The organism is Catenulispora sp. MAP12-49 (assembly GCF_041262705.1).
Taxonomy (GTDB): Bacteria; Actinomycetota; Actinomycetes; order Streptomycetales; family Catenulisporaceae; genus Catenulispora.
In genome coordinates, this window is sequence record NZ_JBGCCP010000005.1 from 331,598 (window position 1) to 357,086 (window position 25,489).

Consider the following 25,489-nt stretch of genomic DNA (forward strand, 5'->3'; position numbering starts at 1 on the left):
GGATCAGAGCTCTTCGACGACCCCGATGTCGAACTCCTGACTGCGTGCTTCGAACGCCACCCGGCCGGTGTCGCCTCGGTAGACGAGGCGGTACCGGCCTCGTGGCGTCTCCGGCGGCACCTGCCACTGGATGCGGACCGTGGACAGCGTGCTGTGGCGCGGGGCGGGCCGGCGGGTCCAGTACATCCGGGTCGACCAGTCGCCGTCGTCGGCGACGCGGTGCCAGTACAGGCCTTCGCGGCGCTGCACCTCGAAGTACGTGCCGCCGCGCCGGGGGTCGTGCGCGGGGTGGACGCCGGCGAACTCGGCGACCACGGTCTGGCCGTCCCAGGAGAACGACATCGCCTCGCCGATGTCGGCGTTCGGGAGCGGGCGGTCGGGCGCCGGCGGAGCGGCCCGGCGGCGTCGCCGGCGGGACAGGTCCGGGGCGGGCCGGCCGGGCGCGACCGGCCGGCCGTCGTGCATCGCCTTGGCCAGCAGCGAGGCATAGCGGATCAGCGCCGCCAGCTGCCAGCGTCCGAACAGCGTGCTGGCGCCCTCGTACATCTGGGCGTCGTACTCCTCGGGGGTGGTCACGTAGTGGCCGTAGGCGTTGGCGTAACCGGCCACCAGGACGTGGTCCAGATCCGCGCCGACGGACTCGGCGACGGTGCGCCGCAGGCGCAGGCCCGCGACGATCGTCACCTCGAAGGGCAGGCACAGCAGGTAGAGCGATCCGATGCGCAGCAACTGGATCGGCAGGACCTCCTGCCCGAAGGGGACGAAGCGGTTCAGGAGGCTGATCGGGGCGGCCAGCGTCTTCGGGGCCTGCGCGTCGCGCAGCCGGCGCGCGATGCGGTAGATCCCGAGGCGGGAGACGGCGTCCAGGAGCGGATTGCGCTCGGGGTCGGCGAACCACCAGCCGGTGGGACCGTCGGGGAGGGCCCCGGCGAAGGCCGTGGCTCCGGGGACGGCGTGCGAGGTCCGGTGCCAGCCGCCGTCGCCGGTGAAGCGCGGGCCGACTCCGACCCGCGCCATGTCGACGTGGATCAGCCGGTGGTCCAGGCCGCCCTCGAGGAGTTCGGAGTTCTCCTTGTCCGCCAACAGTTTCGCCGCGGCCTCGTACTGCCGGGTGCCGATGACGCGGGTGTTCTCGAACTCGTCGCCGGCCGGCTCGCCGCCCGGGCGCAGGCCCAGGTTCGGCGACATGTCGCCGGCGTTGGTCTGCGCGAACGCGGTGACCAGGGCCGGCCGCGCGTCCTCGGCGAGATAGTCGACCCCTGTTATCGCGCGCTCCCAGTGGTAGGCGGCGTAGCCCTTGTTGTCCGCGCTGACCAGGCGGTTCCGGTTGGTCATGCTCGTGCCGTGGACCGCGAACCAGCTGATCAGCCCGACCGGGACGCCGTCGCGCTCCAGGGTCAGCAGGGTGGTCGCCGGGTCCACGGCGTCGGGGAAGAACGCCTTGTCGGCGCTCGGATTCCGCTCGAAGGCGCGGCGGGAGCGGTTGACGCTGGCGTCGCGCAGCTCGCCGTGGTTCAGGCGCAGCTTCGCCGGCCGCAGATCGGCGATGGCCCGGCGCGCGGCCTCCACGATGCCGTCGACGATCGCCTGGAACGTCTGCGGGCGGAAGCCGCCGGTGGTGCTGTTGTAGACGGCGTGGTGCGAGTAGCCGCCGGGACCGCAGTGCGTGTGCGTGGCGGTGATGACGACGTTGGCCTCGGTGTAGACGGCCGGCAGGCGCCGCAGCACGGCCTGCGTCACGCTGCTGAAGACCAGCGGCAGATCGCAGACGACGAGCAGCACGCGGCGGTCCCCGTCGGCCAGCGCGAAGGCCCGCGCCCGCAACCGCGTGTGCAGCCCGGCCGCCTGCTGCGCCGGCAGCCCGTAGCCGAGCAGCCCGCACTCGGCGATCTCCCCGGTGATGTCCGCGATGCCCCGCCCGGCCAGGTAGCCCATGCCGATCACGTAACGCGCACCGGATAACCGGTGTCAAGCACCGCCGGGGTCTGAGACCATCAAGACATGGCTGACCAGACCGCGACCGGCGTGAACGGACCCCTGACGGTCCGCTACAACGCCATGCCCGCGTCCAGCCACGCCGGCCGCAACCGCGCCGAGGCCGTCATCCCGGCAGCGGAGCTGACCTGGCGTTTCTCCCGCTCCGCCGGCCCCGGCGGCCAGGGCGTGAACACCACCGACAGCCGCGCGGAACTCTCCTTCGACCTCACCGCCAGCACAGCCCTGCCGCACTGGCTGAAGGCCCGCGCCTTCGAGCGCCTGGCCGGCCGTCTGGTGAACGGCGTCCTGACGGTGACGGCGAGCGAGCAGCGCTCCCAGCTACAGAACCGCGAGGCGGCCCGCGAACGGCTGGCGCACGTCCTCGCCGAGGCGCTCGCCCCGCCGCCCCCGCCGCGCCGGGAGAAGAAGACGCCCGCCGGTGTCACGCGGCGGCGGTTGGACACCAAGACGCGGCGCGGGCAGACGAAGCAGTTGCGGCGGCGCGTCGATGACTACTGAGGCTTCCTGACCTTCAACCCGACAAACCGACTGCCGGGTACCACTCACAGCGGGCCGGCCGATGGCCGAACCCGCACCACAGCAGCGCGACTCGGCCGCGCGGCCCAGCCCCGGCCCTGGCTACTCGGCTACTCGGCCGCGGCGTCCTTGGCATCCGTGGCGCCCTTGGCGTCGGCCGCCTTCGCCTTCGCCTTGGCCGCAGCACCGGCGCCCTTGGGCCCGTCCTGCTTCGGCACCTCGGCCACCGCCTCGGCGGTGCCGACCGTCGCCGGGACCGCGGCGGCCTGCGCGGCCAGCGCCGCGTCCTCGGCCTCGAAGTGCTCCTGGGCGCGGCCGAGCTGCTTGCCCATGTTCTTCAGCAGGGCCCACAGGGCCACGCCGAGGGCGAGCACGATCAGGAACGCGACCAGCCCCGGCTTCGTCTTGTCGAGGCTGCCGCTGTCGGCGAGCACCGGTTGGGCGTTGGTGAGCAATCCGGACACAGCGTTCATGTCCCGCAGTCTACGAGCAGACTCCGGCGGGCTCGTGCACACCCTGCCCCGGGACCGCTCCCTGGGCCTTCTCGTGCTCGCGGACGCCCGCGAACAGGTCGTCCTCGGGCAGCGTGGTGTCGATCACCGAGCGGGCCAGTTCGAAGTCCTCGGTCGGCCAGACCGCGCGGCGGATGTCGTTCGGGGTGCGGAAGAACGGTCCGTCGGGGTCGATCTGGGTGGCGTGGGCCTTCAGGGCCGCGTCGCGGGTCTCGAAGTAGTCCCCGACCGGGACGCGGGTGGTGATCTCCCGCTGGGGCCAGTTCTCGCGCTCCTTCAGGAGTTCCCAGTAGGGGGATTCCAGGCCGCGGTCCAGCATCTCCTGGTGCTCGGCGTCGATGCGCTGCACGGACCAGGCCACGTCGTAGTACAGCTTCAGCGGCTGCCACGGCTCGCCGGCGTCCGGGTACTTCTCCGGGTCCCCGGCCGCCTCGAAGGCGGCGATCGTGATCTTGTGGGTCATGATGTGGTCCGGGTGCGGGTAGCCGCCGTTCTCGTTGTACGTGACCACCACCTGCGGACGCTGCCGGCGCATCAGCCTGACCAGCGGCTCGGCCGCCGTCTGGACGTCCTGGAGGGCGAAACAGCCCTCCGGCAGCGGCGGCAGCGGGTCGCCCTGGGGCAGGCCGGAGTCGACGAAGCCCAGCCACTCCTGGCGCACGCCGAGGATCTCGCGGGCCGCGTCCATCTCCTTGCGGCGCACCTCGAGCAGGTCGGCCTCGATCGCGGCCTGCACGGCCGGGTCCTTCTTCAGCTGCGGGTTCAAGATGTCGCCCCGGGAGCCGTCGGTGCAGGTGACGACCAGCACGTCCACGCCCTCGCGGACGTACCGCGCGCTCGTGGCCGCACCCTTGCTGGACTCGTCGTCCGGGTGCGCGTGGACGGTCATCAGGCGCAGTTCGTGCGTCACGGTGTTCCTCCATCAGTAGCCGCCCGAATATACTGACGCACGGATCCGACACTACGCACATCCGAATCGCCCCCGCCCGTGAAAGCCAGGTGAACCGCGTTGACGTCCGAGGTGCAGGACGAGGTGGTCGCGCGCTACGCGCGCTCCTCCGGCCTGACCAGGCGCTCGCGCATCGCCCTGGGGGTGGCCGGCGTCCTCGCGCTCACCGGCGTGGTGTCGTACATCGGCCTGAAGCAGGCCGCGCCCCCGCTGACCGCGACCGTCCTGGGCTACCAGGTCGCCTCCGACCACAGCGTCGACGTCCACTTCCAGGTGGACAACCACGACCACGGCAAGCCCGCGACCTGCACCGTCCGGGCCCGCGACTACGGCGGGAACGAAGTGGGCCGGCTGGACGTCCCGGTTCCCGCGGGCAGACAGACGCAGGTGCTCAGCGCGACGATCCGGACCAGCAGCCGCGCCATCAGCGGCGAAGTCCTGGACTGCCAGCTCACCTAGCCCCGGCGGTCCATGGGTGATTAACCCGCCGTTATCCGTCCGTGCTCCTTGTTACGATCGCCATTCTGTGTCTGACTGAAAAGCAGTGTCCGACCGAAAACCATGCGTGACCGGAAACCATGCGCGACTGCGAAGCATGAGTGACCGCGAAGCACGATCCCTCAATGTGTAGAACCCTAGGAGTACCCGTGACCCAGACCAACGACAGCGTCACCTGGCTGACCCAGGACGCCTACGACCGGCTCACCGCCGAGTTGGAGCAATTGTCGGGACCGGGCCGCGTCGAGATCGCGCAGAAGATCGAGGCCGCTCGCGAAGAGGGCGACCTCCGCGAGAACGGCGGCTACCACGCGGCCAAGGAGGAGCAGGGCAAGATCGAGCTGCGCATCCGCCAGCTCACCCAGCTCCTGGAGCACGCCCAGGTCGGCGACTCGGTGGAGTCCGGCGTCGCGGTGCCGGGCGCGGTCGTGACCATCGCCTTCGACGGCGACGAGGACGACACCCTGACCTTCCTGCTCGGCTCGCGCGAGGACGCCGCCGAGAACATGGAGGTCTACTCGCCGAAGTCGCCGCTGGGCGGGGCGATCAACGGCAAGAAGATCGGCGAGCAGGCCGAGTACGAGCTGCCGAACGGCAAGCCGATGAAGGTCAAGCTGCTGGACGCCAAGCCCTACACCGGCTGAGAGGCGTCCGGCACCCGCCGGCCGAGCCGCCGAGCCATCGAGCCGCCGAGCCGCCGACCAAGCTTGAGCGGCCCCCGCGTGAGGTTCACGCGGGGGCCGCTCGCTGCGTCTGTCTGTCTGTCTGTTTGTCTGGCCGGCCGGTCGGCGGCTCAGCTGGAGCTGGTCGAGGGATGCGACGACGCCGAGGACGGCGGCGTGGTCGTGCCCTGCGACGAGCTGGTCGAGCTCGGCAGCCCGGGCTGGCTGGAGCTGGCGGTGGAGCCGGTGTCGGTGGGCTGGCCCGAGCGGCTGCCGGTGCTGGTCGGATCGGTCGCGGTCGAGGACGCCCCGTAGCCCGTGGAGTGACCGGCGGTCGGGTACGTGGTGTACGTGTGGTGCGGGTACGTGTGCCCGTAGACGCTGGTCGAGGTGGGCACCGGCTCGGTCGGCGGCACCGTGTCGTCGGTGCCCGTGCCGGCGGTCGGCACATCGGTCTGCTGCGCCGGGCCGGGACCGGGGGCGCCGCCGTCGGGCGACTTCCCCGAGGAGCTCACCGCGAGCGCCACGGACAGCCCCAGCAGGGCCGGCAGGGCCACCGCCGCGGTGATGAGCGCCTTGCGCCGCATGTCGGGCCGCAGACCCCCGCCACGGCCGCCGTAGCCGGCGGAGGCGCCTGAGGCGCCCTGGTGCGGTTCGGCCCCGCGCCGCCGCATCGGGGGCGTCGGAGGCGTTGAGTGCATCGGGGGCATCGGGGGCTCGTTGGCACCGTGGTGGGTGACCGGGCCCGCGTGCCGGCCGCCGCCGGAGTCGGCCATCGCGGCCGGGAGGTCGTAGACGCGGGTCCCGTCCGAGAAGTCCGCGGCATGGCCGCCACGGCCCCCGGAGTCCGCCATCGGAGCCATTCCGTCGTAGAGGCGGGTCCCGTCCGAGAAGTCCGCGGCGTGGCCGCCACGGCCCCCGGAGTCCGCCATCGGGGCTATTCGCTCGTCGTAGACCCGGGTGCCGTCCAGGGGCGCCCCGCCGGGCATCGCGTTCATGTGCGCGGTCTCTCCGAGGGCGCCGGCGTGACCGTAAGAGCCGGGATATTCGCCCTCATAGTCCCCGCGGCCGTGCCGGGCACCAAAACCGGACGCGGCGCTCTCCCCGAACGCCGCGTCGCGACCGTAGCGGCCGTCCGGGCCGACGGCGTCGCCGTATAACCCGTCGGCGTAACCGGCGGCTCCGGCAACCCCGGCGGCTCCGGCGACTCCAGCGGCCCCGGCAGCACCCCCGGCTGCCGCGTATCCGCCCTCGGCCACGGGCCGCCGGCGGCGGCGTCCGCCGGAGTCGGTCAGCGTGTCCTCGTACCCGCTCGGGATCCCGGCGTAGCCGCCGTAGCGGCCGTCCAGACCGGGCTCGGCCCCGAGGTCCTCGCCGGCCTCCACGGGGCCGGCGAGCACGTGCCGCACCGCCTCGGCCATCTCGGCGCCGTCGGCCCAGCGGTGCGAGGGGTCCTTCTCCAGCGCGTGCCACAGCACCTCGGCGACCGGGGTGGCGACGTAGTCCGGCAACGGGGGCGGCGGCTCGTGCATGTGCATGTACATCACCGCGGCGGTGCTGGCGGCCTGGAAGGGCTGGCGGCCGGACAGCAGCTCGTAGCCCAGGATGCCGACCGCGTAGACGTCGGCCGCCGAGGTCGGGGGCTCGGCGTGGAAGAGTTCGGGCGCCAGGTAGGGGACGGTGCCCATCAGCGCGTCGGCGGCGGTCAGCCCCAGCGACTCCGGGGAGCGCGCGATGCCGAAGTCGGCCAGCACCACGCCGCCGGAGGTGAGCATCACGTTCGCCGGCTTCACGTCCCGGTGCACCACACCGGTCCGGTGCACGGCGCCCAGCGCGTCCAGCAGCGAGGCCAGCACCTTCATCGCGAAGCGCGGCTCCAGCGCCCCGGTGCGCGCCAGCACCCGGTCCAGCGACTCGCCCTCGATGAACTCCATCACCAGGAACGCAGCGCCCGGCGTGTCCGGATCGGTGGCGTCGGTGTAGCCGTAGTCGTACACCCGGACGATGCCGGGGTGGTCCATCATCGCCATGACCCGGGCCTCGGCCACGAAGCGGGCCCGGAAGGTCGGCGCGTCCAGCAGGGCGGGCAGCACGATCTTCACCGCGACGGTCCGGCCGAGCACCAGGTCGCGGCTGCGCCACACCTCGCCCATCGAGCCGCCGCCGATGCGGTCGATCAGCTCGTACCGGTCGTTCAACACCTCGCCCGGTCTAGGTCCTGTCATCGGTCCCCCCTGCTGCTGTTTGTTGCGCCCCCTTTCCCCAAGAATAAGACGCTTGAACATCGGGGTCGGTTGCCGATGTGATCGATCATGCCAGGATCGTGCTCGATATCACGTGGATACCGAGCGGTATTTGCGCACTGACAGCGGGACGAACACCAGCAGGATCAGCGCCGACCAGAACAGCGACACCCACGGCGCGTGCGCGATCGGCCAGGGCAGCTTCGCCCCAGGGGGATACCCGTCAGGGTTTCCCCATAGCGTCCGCAGCGCCTGCACGGTCGCTGAGACCGGGTTCCAGTTGGCGACGTCCTGCAGCCACTGCGGCGAGATCTTGCGCGAGGGCACGAAGGCGTTGGACAGGAAGGTCAGCGGGAAGATCCAGATGAAGCCGATGGTGTTGGCCGCCTCCACGGTGCGCACCGAGAGCCCGATCGTGGCACCGATCCAGCTCATCGCGTAGGCGAACAGCATCAGCAGCGCGAACCCGGCCACGGCCTTGAGGAACCCGTCGTGGATCCGCCAGCCCACGGCCAGCCCGCAGATCGCCATCACCAGCAGCACGAACAGGTTCTGCAGCCAGTCGGCGGTGGTCCGGCCGGCCAGCACCGCCGAGCGCGAGATCGGCAGTGAGCGGAACCGGTCGATCAGGCCCTTGTGCAGGTCGTCGGCCAGACCCACGGAGGTGGTCGCGGCGGTGAAGGCGAGCGTCTGCACGAAGATGCCGGGCAGCAGGAACTCCCGGTAGGCGGTCTCGCCGCCGGCGCCGGGCACCGGGATCGCGCCGCCGAAGACGAACGCGAACAGCAGCACGAACATGATCGGCTGGATCGAGGAGAAGACCACGATCTCCGGGATCCTGGTCATGCGGCGCAGGTTGCGCAGGGTGACGACCCAGGCGTCGTGCAGCGCCGTGGCCGGGCCGCGGCCGCCCAGCGGGGGCGCCGGGGCCAGCGTGTCCGAGCTCATCGCAGCGCCTCCTGCGGTTCGTGGCCTTCGTCGAACTCCTCGGCCGGCCGTTCCTCGTCCGCCTCGGCGGCCCGGCCGGTCAGCTGCAGGAACACGTCGTCCAGAGTCGGCCGGCGCAGCGCCACGTCGTCGATCGCGATGCCCAGGGCGTCCAACTGCCGGATCGCCTCGACCAGCAGCTGCGCCCCGCCGGAGACCGGCAGCAGGATCTCGCGGGTGGACTCGTGCACCCGCGGCTCGGCCGTCCCCATCCGGGTCAGCAGCTCCGCGGCCTCGCCGAGCCGCTCCCGGTCGGAGACCACGATCTGCAGCCGCTCCCCGCCGATCTGCGCCTTGAGCTCGTCCGCGGTCCCCCGCGCGATCACCTTGCCGTGGTCCACCACCGCGATCGAGTCGGCCAGCCGGTCGGCCTCCTCCAGGTACTGCGTGGTGAGCAGCAGCGTCGTGCCGCCCTTGACCAGCCCGGCGATCACGTCCCACATGGCGATCCGGGTCCGCGGGTCCAGCCCGGTGGTCGGCTCGTCCAGGAAGATCACCGGCGGCTTCACCACCAGCGCAGCGGCCAGGTCCAACCGCCGCCGCATACCGCCGGAGTAGGTCTTGGACGGCCGGTCGGCGGCATCGGTGAGCGCGAACTCCTCCAGCAGCTCCCCGGCCCGCTTCCGGGCCGCGGCCTTGTCCATGTGGTAAAGCCGCCCGACCATGACCAGGTTCTCCCGGCCGGTCAGGTTCTCGTCGACCGCCGCGTACTGCCCGGACAGCCCGATCGCCCGCCGCACCTCGTTCGGTTTGTGCAGCACATCGATCCCGAGCACCCGCGCCGTCCCGGCATCCGGTTTGAGCAGGGTGGTCAGAACGCGCACCGCCGTGGTCTTGCCCGCGCCGTTCGGCCCGAGCAGGCCCAGGATGGTGCCCTCCGGCACCGCGAGGTCCACGCCGTCCAGGGCGCGGACCTCCTTGGTCTTCTTGTCGCCGCCGTAGATCTTGACCAGACCCTCGGCCTCGATGGCTGCCATAGACCGACCGTAGATGAGGGGTCCGACAGCAGGTGCGCGGACGATCACCGGCGGTAGGCCGAATGGATGAAGCGGTGAGGCCCCGCCGGATCCCTTCCGGCGCTCGTTCACATCTGTTCTGCCCGGGCGAAACCGCGCCTCAGAAAGAAGTCGGCTCCGGCTGATACCCGGCAGCCCGCAGCCGCGAGATCAGCGTCTCGGCGTGCGCGATCCCCCGCGTCTCCAGTTGCAGCGCCACCTCGACCTCGCCGAAGGCCAGCGACGGCCGGGTCCACAGGTGCTCGATGTCCATCACGTTCGCGTCCGCCTCGCCGAGTTCGCTGAGCAGCTTCGCCAGCGCGCCGGGGCGGTCCGGGATGCGCAGCCGCAGGGCCAGGAAGCGGCCGGCGGAGACCAGGCCGTGGCGGATCATGCGCATCATCAGCAGCGGGTCGATGTTGCCGCCGGAGAGCAGGGCGACCACCGGGGCGTCGAAGGCGCGGGCGTCGTCCATCACCGCCGCGACCGCCGCGGCGCCGGCCGGCTCCACCACGAGCTTGGCCCGTTCCAGCAGCGCCAGCATGGCCTTGGACAGCGACTCCTCGGAGACCACGCGTATCTCGTCGACGAGCCGGGTGATCAGTTCGAAGGGAAGGTCGCCGGGCCGGCCGACCTTGATCCCGTCTGCCATGGTCGCCAATTCGGCCAGCTGCACCGGCTTGCCGGCGGCCATCGAGGGCGGGTAGGCGGCGGCGCCGGCCGCCTGCACGCCGATCACCTGGACGTCCGGCCGCGTGGCCTTCACCGCCGCGGCGACCCCGGCCAGCAGCCCGCCGCCGCCGACCGAGACCACGATGGTGCGCACCTCGGGGCACTGCTCCAGGATCTCCAGGCCGACCGTGCCCTGCCCGGCGATCACGTCGGGGTGGTCGAAGGGGTGGATGAAGGTGGCGCCGGTCTCGGCGGCGAAGGCCCGCGCGGCGATCAGCGCCTCGTCCACGGTGTGCCCGGCGAAGCGCACGTGCGCGCCGTACGCCTCGGTCGCGGCCACCTTCGGCAGCGGCGCGCCCTCGGGCATGAAGACGGTCGACTTGCTGTCCAGCAGCGATGCCGCCAGCGCCACGCCCTGCGCGTGGTTGCCCGCGCTGGCCGCCACCACGCCGTTGGCGCGCTCGGCCGACGACAGGTTGGCGATCCGCACATAGGCGCCGCGGATCTTGAAGGATCCGGTCCGCTGCAGGTTCTCGCACTTGAAGCGGACCTGTCCGCCGACCCGCTCCGAGATACTCCGGGAGCCCTCCAGGGGCGTCCGCCGCGCCACGCCTTCGAGCAGGTCACGGGCCCGCTCGATGTCTTCCAGGGTCACAGTCGCCGTTGACATGATCCCAGTCTCGCAGGTGATCGCCAGCCCCACGAGCGGCCTTCCGAAACTACTTGCATGGCGCATGCATCCAGGTATATGCTTGCAGCAACCAAGCATTCGGGCGCGGCAGGACTCGGCGGGAGACGAGAAGGACCATGAGCGGCGAGCCGTTGAGCAGCGAGCCTCTGACCGACGAGGAGTACAGCGAACTCGGCAAGACGATGGGCATGCTCTTCCAGCGCATCATGCGCTCCCGCCGGGAGCCCGAGGGCGGCCAGATCGCCGCGCTGAGCATGCTCGCCAAGTGCGGCCCGATCCGCTCCAGCGACCTGGCCAAGGAACTGTTCCTGGACCAGTCGACGGTCTCCCGCCACGTGGCCCACCTGGAGTCCGACGGCCTGGTCGAGAAGGTCGCCGACCCCAAGGACGGCCGCGCCACCCAGCTGCACCTGACCGACCTGGGCCAAAAGCACATCCACGACTTCTGGCACAAGCGCATCGACGCCATGCGCGAGGGCTTCGAGCACTGGGACCCCGCGGACCTGCGGACCCTGGGCCTGCTGATGAACCGCTACGTCGAGGACTTCGCCGCCATCGTCGCCAAGGCGCAGGAGCAGGCCAAGAACCCCGAATCACAGAGCTCTGACATTCCTCCCACACAACTCCAGAACGGCCCCTCAACGGCAGAAAGAACCGCGAATGAGTGAGACCACCGAAATATCCGAGAAGCTAGCGAGCCCTCCGGCGCCCCCGGTCGCCGAGGGCTCCACCATGAGCCACAAGCAGATCCTGGTGGTCTTCGGCTCGCTGATGCTGGGCCTGTTGCTGGCCTCGCTGGACAACACCATCGTCAGCACCGCGATCCGCACCATCATCGGCGACATCGGCGGCCAGAACGGCCTGGCCCGCATGCCCTGGGTGACCACGGCGTACGTGCTGGCCTCGACCGCCGCGACCCCGATCTACGGCAAGCTCTCCGACCTGTTCGGCCGCAAGCCGCTGTACATGACGGCGATCGCGCTGTTCCTGACCGGCTCGGCGCTGTCCGGCCTGTCGCAGAACCTGGACCAGCTCATCGCCTTCCGCGCGCTGCAGGGCCTGGGCGCCGGCGGCATCCTGGGCCTGACCTTCGCCATCGTCGGCGACGTGGTCCCGCCCCGCGAGCGCGGCAAGTACCAGGGCCTGTTCGGCGGCGTGTTCATGCTGGCGATGGTGGCCGGCCCGCTGCTCGGCGGCATCTTCACCGAGCACAGCTCGATCATCGGCATCACCGGCTGGCGCTGGGTGTTCTACGTGAACCTGCCGATCGGCATCATCGCGCTGTTCGTCATCAGCGCCGTGCTGCACCTGCCCAAGCGGCGGGTGAAGGCGACCATCGACTACATAGGCGCGACATTGGTCGTGGCGGGCGTGGTGTGCCTGCTCCTGGCGGCGCAGATGGGCGGCCAGCAGTACGCGTGGGGCTCCCCGGTCATCATCGGCCTGGCGATCGCCGGCGTCGTGGTCCTGGCGGCCTTCGTGATGTGGGAGATCCGCACGCCGGAGCCGATCCTGCCGATGCGCCTGTTCCGCGGCGACGTGTTCCGGGTGTCCAGCGTCATGGGCTTCCTCATCGGCATGGTGATGATGGGCGCGATGATGTACATCCCGTTCTACTTCCAGGTCGTGAACGGCGACAGCCCGACCAAGGCGGGCCTGCGGATGCTGCCGATGATGGTCGGCCTGCTGACCACCTCGATCAGCTCCGGGCGCATCATCAGCCGGACCGGCCGCTACCGGTTCTTCCCGATCGCCGGCATCGCGGTGACCACCATCGGGCTGGGCCTGATGACCACCATGGACGAGAACACCACGTTCTTCACCGGCGCGCTGTTCATGTTCATCGTCGGCCTGGGCCTGGGCGCCACGATGCAGGTGCTGATCCTGGCGGTGCAGAACGCGGTGGAGATGAAGGACATGGGCGTTGCGACCACGTCCTCGACCTTCTTCCGCTCGCTGGGCCAGACCTTCGGCGCGGCCGTCATGGGCGCGATCCTGACCAACCAGCTGACCAGCCACCTGAAGACCAACGCCGGCCCGAGCCCGGCGATGGCCCCGGTGCGCGACCACGGCATGGCGATCCTGCAGAGCGAGGGCCTGATGGCCAAGCTGCCGCAGTCCGTGCAGCACGTGCTGGTCCACTCCTTCACGCAGGCGCTGTCGACCGTGTTCCTGTTCGGGTCCGTGCTCAGCCTGCTCGCCTGGTTCGCCAGCTGGTTCCTGAAGGAGCACAAGCTGCGCTCGATGGCTCCGGCCGGCGGTTCGAAGCAGAGCGCCGCCGACGTGGAGGCCCCGGCGTTGGCCCACTGACGATTCCGCTTTGCCGGATACTTAGTGCGCACAACTAAGAACACTGCGGTGCCCGAGTTTCCCCGGGCGCCGCAGTGTTCTGCTTTAGCTCTACTCCGTCTTTCCCGCCGCTAGTCCACGCGGTCGGCCGACCAGTACGCGTCCCCGCGCAGGATCAGCGCCGCGGCGCCGACCAGACCGGCGTCCTGGCCCAGATCGGCCGGGACCACCTTCAGGTTCTTGGTGAAGTCCAGGCGCGCGTGCCGGTACAGCGCGGCGCGCAGCGGCTCGAAGAGGAGCTCGCCGGCCTGCACGATCCCGCCGCCGATGGTCACCAACTCCAGGTCGCACATGGCCGCCGCCCCGGCGATCGCGACGCCCAGGGCGGTCCCGGCGCGGGTGAACGCGGCCTCGGCGATGCCGTCGCCGGCCCGGGCGTCGTCGGTGAGGTCCTTGCCGGTGCGGCTTTCCTGGCCGGCGCGCCAGCCCTGCGCCGCCGCCCACGCGGCCATCCGCGGACCGCTCGCGACGGCCTCCAGGCAGCCGGTACCGCCGCAGGCGCAGGGCGTCTCCTGGTCCACGACGACATGGCCGATGTGCCCGGCGTTGCCCTTGGCCCCGTCGATGAGGCGGTCGCCGAGGATCAGGCCGCCGCCGACGCCGGTGGAGACGACCATGCCGAGCATGTTCGCGGCCCCGCGCCCGGCACCCTGCCAGTGCTCGGCGGCGGCCAGGCAGATGGCGTCGTTGTGGAGCCGGACGTCGCGCCGGAAGTCGGCCTCCAGCCGCCACCGCAACGGGAAACCGCGCCACCCGGGGATGTTCAGCGGCGACACCTCCCCGGCCGGCCACCGCATGGGACCGCCGCAGCCGACGCCCACCGCACGGTAGGCGTCGCGCTGGTACGGCAGGTGATCGACGGCGTCGAGCAGCGCGGCGTACAGCGCCTCGCCGTCCGCCCCCGCCCCGGCCGGCGTCGGCGCCCGGAAGGAGGCCAGCACCTCCCCCAGCGCGTCGACGGCCCCGACCGCCATCTTCGTCCCGCCGATGTCGATCGCCAGTACCGGGGCGCCCCCGGAGGTGTCAGTCGCCGTCATGCTGCACACCTTAGGCGGTTTTGTATCAGCTTCCAGAGAAGCCCTGCAGATACGTCTCCTGCTGACGCAGCGCCTGCGCGGTGGAGGAGGTGATCGACCCCTGGTTCTCCAGCGAGGTGATGGTCCGGGCGAGCGAGGCCAGCGCCTGGTTGTAGGCGTTGGAGCCGACCTGCGTGCTGCGCAGCTGGTTGACGATGTTGGTCAGGCTGCTCCGGGCGCTGGTGACGGTGACCTGGGTGGTGATGATGGTGGTGATCTGGGTTTCCGACTGCTGCGGGCTGGTCGGGAGGCCGGGCGCCGCGGGGCCGGTGCTGGGGGCACTGGGTGCGGTGCTCGGGGCGCCGGGGGCGCTCGGGGCGGTACCCGGCGCGCCGGGTGCTGAGCTCGGGGCGGTGTTCGGCGCTGTGCTCGGCGCAGTGTTCGGCGCAGTGGGAACGCCGCCGGGGGCGGTCGAGCCGGCGGTGGAGGCGCCGGTGCTGCCGGAGGCGCCGGCGTTCGGGCTGCTCGAAGCGCTCGAACCGCCGGCCGTGTCGCTGCCGGACCCGCTCGGCGAGATGCTGGGAACCCCGGCCGACGCGCCGGTGTTCGCGGTGCTGGCGGTACTCGCACCGCTCGGGAGCGAGGAGCCGCCTGCGGCTGCGGAGGTGGACGAGTTCGTCGACGGACCCGACGCGGAGGAGTGGCTGTTGTTGCCGTGGACGGCGTAGCCGATGCCGATGCCGACCAGAACGCCGACCAGAACGCCGCCGGAGGCGAGCGCCCAGGGACGCGGCTTCGGGGACGCTCCGGCGACGAGGCCGCCCGAGGATCCGCCGGCCGACGTGGACGAGCCGGCTATGAAGCCGCCCGAGGCGGCTGCGGTTGTCGCACCGCCGGCCGAGGCACCGGATGCCGCGCCGGTCGCTCCGCTCGCCGAACCTGTTGCCGCACCACCGGTTGCCGCACCGGTCGCACCTGCCGCCGCGGCTTCGGAACCGGCCAGCTCCGCGCCGATCACCAACCCGGCAACACCGCCGGCCAGCGCGCCGGTCGCAGTCGCCGCCCCGGTGGAGCGTTGCGCGGGCAGCTGCTGGGTTTCGGCGCTCGATGCCGCCACTTCGGCCAGCGCCGCCGCCACCGCCACCGCACTGGCCGCTTCGATCGCAGAGGCCTGCTTCGTCTCGGCGGCGGCCGTGGCCTCGGCCCGAGCCGCCTCGACTTCCGCGGCATGAGCGACGGTCGCTTCGGCGAGCGCCGCGATCACCGCGGTCTCGACCACGGCGGACTGCCCCGCCCGCGCAGCTTCGGCGGCCTCGGCGCGAGCCGCCTCGACCTCGGCGGCGCGAGCAACAGCCGCCTCGGCGACCGCGGCGGCCACAGCGGCCTCGATCGCAGCAGCCTGCCGCGCCTCAACAGCCTCCATCTCGCCACGGTGCCGCGCCTCGACCTCAGCCACCGCCGCCGCAACAGCCGCAGCCACCACGACTTCCCCGGACTCGGCGTGGCTCTCAGCCCGCGTCGACTCCAGCTCGGCACGATGCCGTTCCTCAGCCTCAGCGACAGCGGCCGCCACCGCGGCAGTGGTCGCGACAGCCAGCGCTTCCTCGCCGGCCGAAGCGTGCTCAGCCCGCGTCGACTCCAGCGTCGCCGAATGCCGCGCCTCGGCCGCCTCCAGCTCCGCGTGGTGCGTGGCCTCCGCCTCGGCGAGTGCCAGCGCTACGGCGGCCTCCGATGCGGCGGTGACCGCTTGCTCGTTCGACGCGGCGTGGGCGGCCTCGACTTCGGCGAGGGCCTGGGCGACGGCTGCGGCGATGGCCGCCTCGGTCAGCTCCGCTGTCGCGGACTGCTGGTCGGCCAGGGCTGTGGCGACCGCCGCCTCGCGTTCGGCCGCGTGTCGTTCCTCGGCCTCGGACAGGGCGGCAGCGATCGCCGCCGCCGATGCCAGCGAGACCGCCTCTTCGTCCACCCGTGCGTGGGATGCCTCGGCTTCGGCCAGGGCTGCCGCCACTGCGGCCGACGTCGCCAGGGCGATGGCTTCCTCGCGCGCCGCGTCCGCCCGCGCTTCCGCTTCTGCCACCGCCAGGGCGACCGCCGCTGCTGTGGCGGCCTCCGCCTCGGCGAGCGGGATCGTGTCCTTGCGTGCGGCGCCGGCCGTCGGGCTCACCGCGGGCGTCCAGGCGCCCGAGTCCGCGTCCTCGACGCTCGCGCCGAGCGATTCCGAGTGCGCCTCCGCCTCGGCTGCTTCCGCCGCCAGGGCCAGGGCCGCCGCGGCTGCGGCCGCGCGCTCCACCACGATCGTCGGTTGCGCCAGGTCCGCGACCGGGTGCGCGCGCAGTGCCTCGACGACCTCGGCCATCGACGGACGTGCGCCGGCTTCCTCCGACAGGCTCAGTGCGAAGGCTTCTGCCAGGACCGAGCTGTCGCCGAAGTACTCCGTCAGGCGTCCGACCGCCATCTCGCGCCGGTAGGCCAGAAGCATGGCGGCGTCGTAGGACGCGGCCGCGCCGGCGATCGCCGCTCCCCCGGCCAGTTCCAGGCCTTGCGCGTGGCCATGGTCATGGCCGTGGCCGTGGCCGCGCCCCTGCCCGAGCCCCGAGCCGGCCGCCGCGGCCGAGCCCGCGGCCTCGGCGCGGGCGCGTTCCATGTCCTCGCGGACGATCTGCCAGCCGAAGACCCCCGTGTACAGCAGCCATGCCAGCCCGTACACGTCGTCCGCGGCGGTGGCCGCCGCGCCGCCGAGGCGTGCCGCCGTCAGGAAGCCGCTCGAGGCCTCGGCGGCGACCGCGGCCGCGTCGCCCTCGAAGGCCAGGCCCAGGGCCAGGTCCACGAAGACGGTGTCCTTGCCGAGCCAGATCGAGTCGGTGTGCATCCAGCCGTGGACCAGGCCGGCGGCGTGGACGCGTTCGAAGACCTCGGCGACGTTCAGTGCCAGGACGCCGATCTCGGCCGAGGTCAGCACGCTCTTCATCAGCCGCGCGGTGAGCGAGGACCCCTTGTCCTGGTCGTACACCGCGAACTCGATGTAGCTGTCGCTCTTGTGGATCAGTTTGTGGGAGTGCTGATCGTGGTCGGTGACCACGCGGTCCTCGTGCGCGATGCGCTTCTGCCCGGCCTCGCGGACCACGGCGATCGCCGGATGCTCGACGTGCGTCAGCGCCGAGACCGCGTTCTCCAGGCCGCCCGAGGCCGAGATCTGGATCCAGACCCGGCGCCGGCGCACCGAGTCGGAGGCGAGCCACAGCTCTCCGATCCCGCGGTGCCACAGCCGCCGGGACAAGGTGTAGCGACCAGCCAGGACGATGCCCGCGGAGACTCCCGATATACCTGCCACGGCGGCTAATTGTGCACAGTGTTCGACCCCTTGGACAGCGGGGGGACAGTCCTGCGAAGCGTATTTTCGTCTAGTCGCCCCGGACGTTCACCGGACGGCCTCTCACCTGCGTTCCGCGGCTATCACCACGGCCACTCCGAGCACCACGATCAGCCCTCCGACCACCACCGCGACGGTGATGGTCTCGCTCAGGAAGAGCGCCCCAAGTGCGACGGCGACAACAGGGTTCACATATGCATATGTTGCTACTGTGGAAATCGGCGCGTTCTTCAATAGCCACACATAGGACGAGAACGCCACAAGCGATCCCGCGCCGACCAGATAAACCGTCGCCCAGACGGACGTGGCGGTGATCGCGCCGGGGTGGAAGTGCTCGCCGTGCAGCACCGCCGCGATGCCGCAGCCGATGCCGCCGAACACCATCTGGTACGCCGACGCCACGAACGGGTCCTTCGGCGGCGTCAGCCACGCCTTGGACGCCACCGAGCCGAAGGCCCAGCTGATCGAGGCGATGAGCACGAGTACGACACCGAGCACGTAGTTGTGGGCCCCGCCCCCGCCGGGACGCATCAAGACCACGAGCCCGGCGAAGCCGATGAGGACGCCGACCAGCATCGGCAGGGTCGGCCGGTCCTTGGCCACGGCACGCCACACCACGATCCACAGCGGCACGGACGCCACCAGGAGCGCGGAGGTCCCGGAGGGGATGTACTGCTCCGAGAGCACCACGAAGCCGTTCCCGCCGAGCAGCAGCAGGGTGCCGATCAGCGCGGCCGAGGCCAGCTGCCCGCGCGTGACGCGCAGCGCCGAGGGGCCGCGGCGGATCGCGAGGAAGGTGCCGAGGATCAGGCCCGCAAGAGTGAAGCGCAGCGCCGCGGACGACAGCGGCGGGATGGATTCGATGGCGTAGCGGATCGCGAGGTAGGTGGAACCCCAGATGAAGTACACCGCTGCGAGGGCGGCCCAGGCGGCCGTCGTCATCTGCTGCGTCGGCTGCACTCGCCGCGTTCGCGGCGTTGCTCCGTTCGAGTGAGCAGCTCCCTGCTCGGGGACGACTGTCATAGCCCTGATCCCTCCACGCCCCTGACCGTACGCGGCCAGCCTGCGGGATCTTCGGGATCAACGACAAGGGCCACTCGACAGCGAGTGGCCCTTGTCCGGAGTGGTGATCCGGCGCGACGACGTCCCCGCGATCAGCCCAGAGCGCGCAGGAGGTCGGCCAGCAGGTCGTCGACCGACTCGATGCCGACGGAGAGCCGGACGAGGTCGTTCGGCACCTCCAGCGGAGAGCCGGCGGCGCTGGCGTGGGTCATCCGGCCGGGGTGCTCGATCAGCGACTCGACGCCGCCGAGCGACTCCCCGAGGGTGAACAGTTCGGTGCGGCCGCACAGGTCGACGGCCTCCTGCTCGCCGCCGGCCACCCGGAAGGAGATCATGCCGCCGAAGCCGGACATCTGCTTGGCCGCGACCTCGTGGCCGGGGTCGTCGGGCAGGCCCGGGTAGTGCACGGCCGTCACCTTCGGGTGCGCGGCCAGCGCCTCGGCGATGCGCTGGGCGTTGGAGCAGTGCCGGTCCATGCGCACCGCCAGGGTCTTGACGCCGCGCAGCACCAGCCAGGCGTCGAAGGGGCCGGCGATGGCGCCCATCGCGTTCTGGTGGTAGGTCAGCTCCGCGCCCAGTTCCTCGTCCGACACCACCAGCGCGCCGCCGACAACGTCGGAGTGGCCGCCCATGTATTTGGTGGTCGAGTGCACGACCACGTCGGCGCCCAGGGCCAGCGGCTGCTGCAGGTAGGGGGTGGCGAACGTGTTGTCGACGACGAGCAGCGACCCGGTCTCGTGCGCGACCCCGGCCAGCGCCGCGATGTCGGCGACGCCCAGCAGCGGGTTCGAGGGCGTCTCGACCCAGATCGCCTTGGTCTTGCCGGGCACCACCGCGGCCCGCACGGCGGCCGGGTCGGACATGTTGGCGGCGGTCCACCCCAGGCCCCACCGCGACAGGACCTTGGAGAACAGGCGGAAGGTGCCGCCGTAGGCGTCAGCCGGGATGACGACGTGGTCGCCGGGCACGCACACGGTCCGCAGCAGGCAGTCCTCGGCGGCCAGACCCGAGGCGAAGGCCAGACCGACACGGCCGCCCTCCACGGCGGCGAGGCAGTCCTCCAGCGCCTTGCGGGTCGGATTGGCGCTGCGCGAGTATTCGTAGCCGCCCCGCAGGCCGCCGACTCCATCCTGTTTGTAGGTGGAGACCTGGTAGATCGGGGGGACGACGGCGCCGGTCAGCGGGTCCGGGTCCTGGCCGGCGTGGATGGCCAGGGTCTCGAAGGCGGCGTTGGCGTGGGCGTCAGATGCGGACATGGGCCTTAGGTTACGCGTTCGGCGCGGGCCGGCCCGGTGTGGCGGGCGTGGTGCGCGGTGGCGTGGTCGGGGTGAGGGTGGCAGCGACCGCGGCCTCACCCTCCATGGCCTCCATCTCGGCCATCAGAGCGGCGGCTTCACCCATCCGACGTACCCGCCGCCGATCCAGCACCCGAGTCCGCTGCCGCACGACGTACATCAGCACCGCGGCACCCAGGACCAGCACCAGCGCGAACAGCACGAGCAGCACCTGCCACGCCCCGGCCTCGGCCGCCCCGTGCCGCGGCGTCGACGTGCCGATCTGCACCGGAGCACTGGGTACGTAGGGCGTGGTGTCACCGGCCAGCCCGCTCGGTATGCCGAGCCCGTCGAGCATTCCCGCGATCAGCGAACCCATCGGCGCCTCCCGAGCCCCAGTCGTATCACCCGAAAAGGACGATACCTAGCTTTTGGGACATCGCACGCCGGCGAACTGCCCGCACAGCGCCACGCAACCTCCGAAGCGATCGCACGTCATACAGGCGACAGCATGGTCCATCCGGGAGGGGAACAAACGATGATGCGCTCACGCATCGCCACAGCCGCGGTCGCCGCGACGCTGGTCGCAGGCCTCGGGGCGTGCAGCAGCACGTCGAAGGGGGCGCCGGGGGGCGCTCCGACGGCGGCGGGGACCTCGGCGAGCGCGACGGTGCCGAGTGCCACGGCGACCACCCCGGCAAGCACCGCGTCGGATGCCTCGGGCGCCTCGGGCGCTTCGGGCACGCCGGCCGCGTTCAGCGCCGACCAGCTGGAGACCATGCGCGCCAAGGTGGCCGCCGTGTACGGGGAGGGCGTCACCGCTCCGGCGCCGCAGCTCTTCCAGATGACGCCCGATCCGAAGGAACTCGCCGCCGACTTCGACAGCGCGACGACGATGAAGGCCCTGTGGGGCTCGGGTGGCACCGGGGCCGACCGGCTGATGGACTGCGGCACGGCCAAGTACGACGGCGTCGCCATCGGAGCGGTGCAGAGCTCCGGCGAGACGACGACCGTCCCCGTCACGCTCTATCAGGGTGCGAAGGCCGGGGGCCGCGAGATCACCGTGACCGTGGATCCGGGTACGGGTGTCATCAAGGGCGTGTCGTGCGGGACGCCGAAGGCCGCGGACTTCCCGGGCATCTCGCCGATCGCGGCGTACTACGGCGCGACGGCCAACATGGACACCGCGGTGCTCAACGACAAATCAATGCCTTACTTCACCCCCGCGTTCGCCACGTGGAAGCCCGCCGACACGGACTACAACAGGGAGACTTGCACGCAGGACGTGCCGGACTTCTGGATCGTCGCCCTGACCGGCGCGACCTCCGCCGCCAGTGCCTGGGACTACTCGCCCGCCCCGGTCAGGACCATCGCCGATCCGGCAGAGCCGGGCCTGCCGGTCGGCTTCACCGGCTCGATGGCAGTCGACCTCGGCTCGTCCAAGATCTCGCGGGTGTCATGCGCCGCGAAGCCGTCTGCGACTGACAGCGCGCACCCGTCGCAGTACGCGGACGCTCTGATGGAGTACTACCGCCTGGCCGCAGACCAGACCTCGCTCGGTGTCGACGCCAAGGCCGCCATCCAGCCGTACTTCGTCTCGGACGCCGCTCTCACCGCCGCGTGGTCGGCGACCGGCCCGGTTCCGCTGCTGTGCGCGAACAAGGTGCCCGGAGCGGTCGAGGTGGCCGACGGTTCGACGCCCACCACCTCCGGCTCCACGACGACCTTGAAGATGGTCACCTGGCCGATGTGGCACCCGGACCAGCCCGGTCAGGAGCTCAGCAAGTTCACGCTCACCCTCGACACGAGCACGATGAAGATCGCCTCGATCACCTGCACCAAGTAGGCACCGCGGACACCGCCCGCGAGGCCGCCAAGGAAATCAGGAACCTGTTGCCAAGCGCAGGCTCTCGACCGAATCAGCACCGAGATACCAGACGAAAACCAGACGCGTACTAGAACAACGTCGGCGGCCCCACCGGCATCGGCTCCGCCAAGGCCTCCACCTCCGGCACCCGCAGTCGCACGTCCTCGTGGAACCGCCGGGCCAGCAGCGGGGCGTCGGCGTTGTCGGGGGTGTGGATGAAGACCGTCGGCGAGCGCCCCTCCCGCAGCCACTCCGCGGTGATGCCGGCCCACGGCTGCCAGCCCTCGGCGGTGAGGTCGGCGTCGTCGCGGCCGATGTAGCGCACCACGGGGAAGCGAGTCAGAGCTCGAGTACGGCGCGGGAGCCGCGGTTTCTTGGTCCAGGCTTCGCGCTCGGCGTCGCTGGTCGGTGGGGTCGCGTACAGGACCTGCGTGTCGAACGGCACCCACTCGGCGTCCGCCTCGGTCAGCAGCTTCTCCAAGTCCCGTTCGGCGCGCGAGTCCCCGAAGAAGGCGGGGTGGCGCACTTCGACCGCGTAGCGATAGCCCTTCGGGACGCGGCTGAGGAACGTCGCGAGCGTCGGCAGGTCCGCGGGTCCGAAGCCGGCCGGCAGTTGGATCCACAGCGCGGCGTGGCGGCCGAGGGGTTCGATCGCGGTGAAGAAGCCGTGCAGGGCGCCGTCCGGGGCGAAGACGTCGGGGCCGAGGCGGCGTTCGTGGGTGACCGGCTTCGGCAGCTTGAGCAGGAAGCGGAAGTCCTCCGGGGCCTGCGCGGCCCACATCTCGACGGTGGCGCGGGACGGCGTGGCGTAGAAGGTGGTGTTGCCCTCTACCGCGTTGCACAGCGTCGCGTACGCGGCCAGGCGTTCGCGCGGCGGCAGCGGATGGGGCACCAGCCGACCCTGCCACGGCCCCAAGGTCCACATCGCACAGCCGACGTGCAGTTTCATGGCTGCGAGCCTAGCGAACGCCCTGGATGGGGCCGGCGCGAAAGATGCGTCTGGCGTTCCGTGGGGAGTCAGCGTGGTGTGGTCCGCGCAGAGGTTCACCAGTGCTTATATGAGGGCCATGGCGTTCTTGTCCCGGCTGCGCGCCCTGACCGGCCGCGTCGACCGATTCCAGCAGCGGCACAGCACGCTGGCCTTCCCGGTCGCGGTGTTCCGGGAGCTGCAGACGGCGAAGGCGGGCTTCCTGGGGGCCATGCTCACCTTCTTCGCGTTCGTCTCGCTGTTCCCGCTGCTGCTCATCCTCACCACGGTGCTCGGCGTCATCCTGCGCTCGAACCCGAAGCTGCAGCAGGACGTGCTGAACTCCGCCCTCGTCGACTTCCCGGTCATCGGCGAGCAGTTGAAGAACAACATCCACGACTTCGGACGCAACGGGGTCGCGCTGGTGATCTCCATCGTCGTCACCGTCATCGGCTCGCTGGGGCTGGCCAACGCCGCGCAGTACGTGATGAACCTGCTCTGGGGCGTGCCGGAGGACCGGCGGCCGGGATTCCCCCAGTCCTGGCTGCGCAGCCTGGGGATCATCGGGACGATGGGGCTCGGGGTGCTGTCCACGACCGCGCTGACCGCGCTCGGCGAGTGGGCCAGCGGACAGTTCTTCAGCGGGGGCCTGCGGATCGTCCTGCTGGCCGCCTCGTTCGTGCTCACCGCGCTGCTGTTCTGGCTGGGCATGCGCACGGCCACGGCGCCGGAAGTGGCGGCCAGGGATCTCCGTCTGGCCGCGATCCTCACGACGCTGTTCTGGCAGGGCCTGCAATACCTCGGCGGCTTCATCGCCGCGCACCAGTTGCGCCACGCCTCGACCCTGTACGGGGTCTTCGGACTGGTCCTCGGTCTGCTGGCCTGGATCTATCTGCAGGCCCGGCTGACACTCATCGCCGTGGCCACCGATGTGGTCCGGGCGCGCGCGTCATGGCCGCGATCGCTGTTCGACTGATCCAGCGGTCCCTCAGTTGGCGCACTGGGATATACGCCCGGTGACCCTCGACAAACCCGGATCAACACCAGATGATCGTTGGGCGAGTCCGGATCTTCTCCAGGCGGATACCGGGCGGCTATGGGGCTGATCTGCGAGAAGCGATCAAGCGAGCCGGTCCCGTGGCACTCCGCGGATCGCGTAGGATCGCCTGAATCCCACCTAAGCTGTAAGGAACCGATGCGATGCGCCTGCTCGATTCTGCCCGCATCGGCCTGTCCGCATTGTTCCCGCACGGCCTTCTGCGGCACCAGATCGACCACCTGCGCCCCGGCAAGATCATGCCGCACGGTATCCCCCGCAAGACCCTCGCGGTGTCGATCGCGTTGAGTGCCGCCCTGGTGACCAGCAGTCCCGCGCACGCGGCCATCGCCTACAGCCCGCTGCCCAAACTCCCCACGCTGAGTGCTTCCGCCCTGACCGAGCGTTATGACATCAACCGCGCCGCGATGGCGAAGGCCGCGAACGAGGCCGAGTTCGGCGGCGACCCGGCGCTGGCGCACGCGCTGCGCAACCTGGCGGTCCCGACCCGCGACTTCCTGTCCTTCGACCCCACCGGCGACGGCCGGGGCATCGAGGTGGTCGGCGACCTGGTGCACGCCAAGCGGATCGCGGTCGTCGTCCCGGGCGCCGGCAACACGCTGTCCAACTTCGACAGCGCCAAGGGCCCCGGGGTCGGCGCCGAGGCGCTGTACCACCAGGCGATGCAGGACGGGGCGAGCCCGGACTCGCTGGCGGTCATCGGGTGGCTCGGCTACGACCCGCCGAGCATGGACAGCATGCACATCGCCACGCTTGGACACGCCGACTCCGGCGCGCGGGCGCTGAAGTCGTTCCTGGCGCAGATCCACTCCGTCAACCCCGCGCCGGTCTCACTGCTGTGCCACAGCTACGGCTCGGTGCTGTGCGGCCAGGCCGCGCCGCACGTGAAGGTCACGGACATCGCGGTCTTCGGCTCCCCGGGCATGGGCGTGGGCTCGGTGTCCGACCTGGACACCACGGCGCGGGTGTGGGCCGGCCGGGGTGCCAACGACGGGATCGCCGACGTCCCGCACGTCCAGGTGAACCTGCTCGGCGTCTCCGTGGGCTTCGGCGACGACCCGGTCGACCCGGCCTTCGGCGCCCGGCGGTTCGACGCCGGCAACGGCGGCCACAGCGACTACCTGCGCACCGGGGACACCGCGCTGGCCAACCTGACCCTGATCGCGCTCGGCCGCGGCGACGAGGTGACCTCGCCGCCGAGCGGAAGCTGATCGGCGAGCCGGGCGGCCGCATCACCATGATCCAGCCGATCCAGCCCGGCGATCCGGTCCATCCCGGCGACGCCGCCCTCGGCCCGACCCCCGACGGCTACCGCTATTTCCGCCGCTCGATCCCGCTCGCGCACTCCTTCGACCCCGGCGACGCGGCTTTGGACCGTGCCTTCGAGCGGGCCAGGGCGATGCTCCAGGCCTGGGGACCGCAGGTCGGCGCCGGAATGCGGCTCGAGTTCGATACCGCACACGGCTTCACTCCCCTGCCGGTCCCTGCGGTCGGGCTCGAAGGACGACTGCTCTCGCGGGTCGCGGGGCTGGTCCGGCTGCGCGCTCCCTTCCGGGTGATCGCCGCGGACTTCGCCGGCGCGGACCACGCCGGGTACGCCTACGAGACACTGCCCGGGCATCCGGAACGCGGACGCGAAGCCTTCTACGTGACGCGCGGAGAAGGGCTCGTCGAATTCACCGTCATGGCGTTCTCCCAGCCGGCTCTCTGGTATTCGCGCTTAGGCGGCCCCATTACGCGAATAATCCAGAACCGCTATACCAACAAGTACCTGTTGGCCATGGCCGTCGGTCCTCGCTAGGCG

At 71.2% G+C, this 25,489-nt stretch carries 22 protein-coding genes; 9 read left to right on the plus strand and 13 right to left on the minus strand.

Translation table 11 applies throughout. The features are described 5' to 3' along the window. Positions 1-3: 3 nt before the first annotated feature. Positions 4-1,935: a neutral/alkaline non-lysosomal ceramidase N-terminal domain-containing protein gene (locus ABIA35_RS13860; RefSeq protein WP_370358171.1), complete on the minus strand. Its 1,932-nt coding sequence runs from the start codon at positions 1,933-1,935 to the stop codon at positions 4-6. 123 nt (positions 1,936-2,058) lie between these two features. Here ABIA35_RS13860 and arfB point away from each other — a divergent pair, with 123 nt between their 5' ends. Next, on the plus strand, positions 2,059-2,496 hold the full coding sequence (gene arfB / locus ABIA35_RS13865; protein ID WP_370337578.1) for an alternative ribosome rescue aminoacyl-tRNA hydrolase ArfB: 438 nt from the start codon (positions 2,059-2,061) through the stop codon (positions 2,494-2,496). 128 nt (positions 2,497-2,624) lie between these two features. On the opposite strand, the gene ABIA35_RS13870 is transcribed toward arfB, so the two are convergent. Both ABIA35_RS13870 and mca read right to left on the minus strand, forming a co-directional pair. Beyond that, complete coding sequence (locus tag ABIA35_RS13870) at positions 2,625-2,987, minus strand: hypothetical protein (protein ID WP_370358132.1); 363 nt, start codon at positions 2,985-2,987, stop codon at positions 2,625-2,627. 10 nt (positions 2,988-2,997) lie between these two features. Then, positions 2,998-3,936 carry a mycothiol conjugate amidase Mca gene (gene mca / locus ABIA35_RS13875; RefSeq protein ID WP_370336751.1) on the minus strand — a complete coding sequence of 313 codons (939 nt, stop codon included), beginning with the start codon at positions 3,934-3,936 and terminating at the stop codon, positions 2,998-3,000. 99 nt (positions 3,937-4,035) lie between these two features. On the opposite strand from mca, the gene ABIA35_RS13880 reads away from it, so the two are divergent. Both ABIA35_RS13880 and greA read left to right on the plus strand, forming a co-directional pair. Next, entirely contained in the window at positions 4,036-4,434 is a 399-nt protein-coding gene (locus ABIA35_RS13880) for a DUF4307 domain-containing protein (protein WP_370358133.1), read from the plus strand. Between the two features lie 188 nt (positions 4,435-4,622). Further along, entirely contained in the window at positions 4,623-5,117 is a 495-nt protein-coding gene (gene greA, locus ABIA35_RS13885) for a transcription elongation factor GreA (RefSeq protein WP_370336748.1), read from the plus strand. 149 nt (positions 5,118-5,266) lie between these two features. Here greA and ABIA35_RS13890 read toward each other — a convergent pair whose 3' ends face one another. The 4 genes from ABIA35_RS13890 to ilvA form a co-directional block, all read right to left on the minus strand. Next, complete coding sequence (locus ABIA35_RS13890) at positions 5,267-7,360, minus strand: protein kinase (RefSeq protein ID WP_370358134.1); 2,094 nt, start codon at positions 7,358-7,360, stop codon at positions 5,267-5,269. Between the two features lie 108 nt (positions 7,361-7,468). Continuing rightward, a complete protein-coding gene (locus ABIA35_RS13895) occupies positions 7,469-8,326 on the minus strand; it encodes an ABC transporter permease (protein ID WP_370336744.1) in 858 nt (285 codons plus the stop codon). Beyond that, a complete protein-coding gene (locus ABIA35_RS13900; protein WP_370336742.1) occupies positions 8,323-9,342 on the minus strand; it encodes an ATP-binding cassette domain-containing protein in 1,020 nt (339 codons plus the stop codon). The genes ABIA35_RS13895 and ABIA35_RS13900 overlap by 4 nt, the downstream gene beginning before the upstream one ends. 139 nt (positions 9,343-9,481) lie before the next feature. Next, complete coding sequence (gene ilvA / locus ABIA35_RS13905; RefSeq protein ID WP_370336740.1) at positions 9,482-10,702, minus strand: threonine ammonia-lyase; 1,221 nt, start codon at positions 10,700-10,702, stop codon at positions 9,482-9,484. A 137-nt stretch (positions 10,703-10,839) separates the two neighbouring features. Here ilvA and ABIA35_RS13910 point away from each other — a divergent pair, with 137 nt between their 5' ends. Next, complete coding sequence (locus ABIA35_RS13910) at positions 10,840-11,391, plus strand: MarR family winged helix-turn-helix transcriptional regulator (RefSeq protein ID WP_370358135.1); 552 nt, start codon at positions 10,840-10,842, stop codon at positions 11,389-11,391. Further along, positions 11,384-13,033, plus strand: a complete 1,650-nt coding sequence (locus ABIA35_RS13915) for an MDR family MFS transporter (protein ID WP_370358136.1) — start codon at positions 11,384-11,386, stop codon at positions 13,031-13,033. Before ABIA35_RS13910 ends, ABIA35_RS13915 begins: the two co-directional genes overlap by 8 nt. A gap of 110 nt (positions 13,034-13,143) precedes the next feature. Here the strand turns inward: ABIA35_RS13915 and ABIA35_RS13920 are convergent, their stop codons facing one another. From ABIA35_RS13920 to ABIA35_RS13940, 5 genes are all read right to left on the minus strand, one after another. Next, entirely contained in the window at positions 13,144-14,109 is a 966-nt protein-coding gene (locus tag ABIA35_RS13920) for an ROK family protein (protein ID WP_370358137.1), read from the minus strand. A gap of 25 nt (positions 14,110-14,134) precedes the next feature. Beyond that, entirely contained in the window at positions 14,135-17,419 is a 3,285-nt protein-coding gene (locus ABIA35_RS13925) for a hypothetical protein (protein ID WP_370358138.1), read from the minus strand. A gap of 102 nt (positions 17,420-17,521) precedes the next feature. Beyond that, positions 17,522-18,481 (minus strand): EamA family transporter, encoded by a 960-nt coding sequence (locus ABIA35_RS13930; RefSeq protein WP_370358139.1) that lies wholly within the window; start codon positions 18,479-18,481, stop codon positions 17,522-17,524. Between the two features lie 131 nt (positions 18,482-18,612). After that, positions 18,613-19,776: a cystathionine gamma-synthase gene (locus ABIA35_RS13935; RefSeq protein ID WP_370336729.1), complete on the minus strand. Its 1,164-nt coding sequence runs from the start codon at positions 19,774-19,776 to the stop codon at positions 18,613-18,615. 10 nt (positions 19,777-19,786) lie between these two features. Beyond that, complete coding sequence (locus tag ABIA35_RS13940; protein WP_370358140.1) at positions 19,787-20,173, minus strand: hypothetical protein; 387 nt, start codon at positions 20,171-20,173, stop codon at positions 19,787-19,789. A gap of 159 nt (positions 20,174-20,332) precedes the next feature. Here ABIA35_RS13940 and ABIA35_RS13945 point away from each other — a divergent pair, with 159 nt between their 5' ends. After that, a complete protein-coding gene (locus ABIA35_RS13945; protein WP_370358141.1) occupies positions 20,333-21,640 on the plus strand; it encodes a hypothetical protein in 1,308 nt (435 codons plus the stop codon). Between the two features lie 109 nt (positions 21,641-21,749). On the opposite strand, the gene ABIA35_RS13950 is transcribed toward ABIA35_RS13945, so the two are convergent. Further along, the gene (locus ABIA35_RS13950; RefSeq protein ID WP_370358142.1) at positions 21,750-22,610 is read right to left on the minus strand and encodes a DUF72 domain-containing protein; all 861 of its coding nucleotides are present in this window, start codon (positions 22,608-22,610) and stop codon (positions 21,750-21,752) included. A 118-nt stretch (positions 22,611-22,728) separates the two neighbouring features. On the opposite strand from ABIA35_RS13950, the gene ABIA35_RS13955 reads away from it, so the two are divergent. The 3 genes from ABIA35_RS13955 to ABIA35_RS13965 all read left to right on the plus strand — a co-directional run bounded on the left by ABIA35_RS13955 (position 22,729) and on the right by ABIA35_RS13965 (position 25,486). Next, positions 22,729-23,604 carry a YihY/virulence factor BrkB family protein gene (locus tag ABIA35_RS13955; protein ID WP_370336721.1) on the plus strand — a complete coding sequence of 292 codons (876 nt, stop codon included), beginning with the start codon at positions 22,729-22,731 and terminating at the stop codon, positions 23,602-23,604. 224 nt (positions 23,605-23,828) lie between these two features. Beyond that, a complete protein-coding gene (locus ABIA35_RS13960) occupies positions 23,829-24,896 on the plus strand; it encodes an alpha/beta hydrolase (protein ID WP_370336719.1) in 1,068 nt (355 codons plus the stop codon). A 26-nt stretch (positions 24,897-24,922) separates the two neighbouring features. Next, positions 24,923-25,486 carry a DUF1990 family protein gene (locus ABIA35_RS13965; protein ID WP_370358143.1) on the plus strand — a complete coding sequence of 188 codons (564 nt, stop codon included), beginning with the start codon at positions 24,923-24,925 and terminating at the stop codon, positions 25,484-25,486. Positions 25,487-25,489 lie beyond the last annotated feature (3 nt).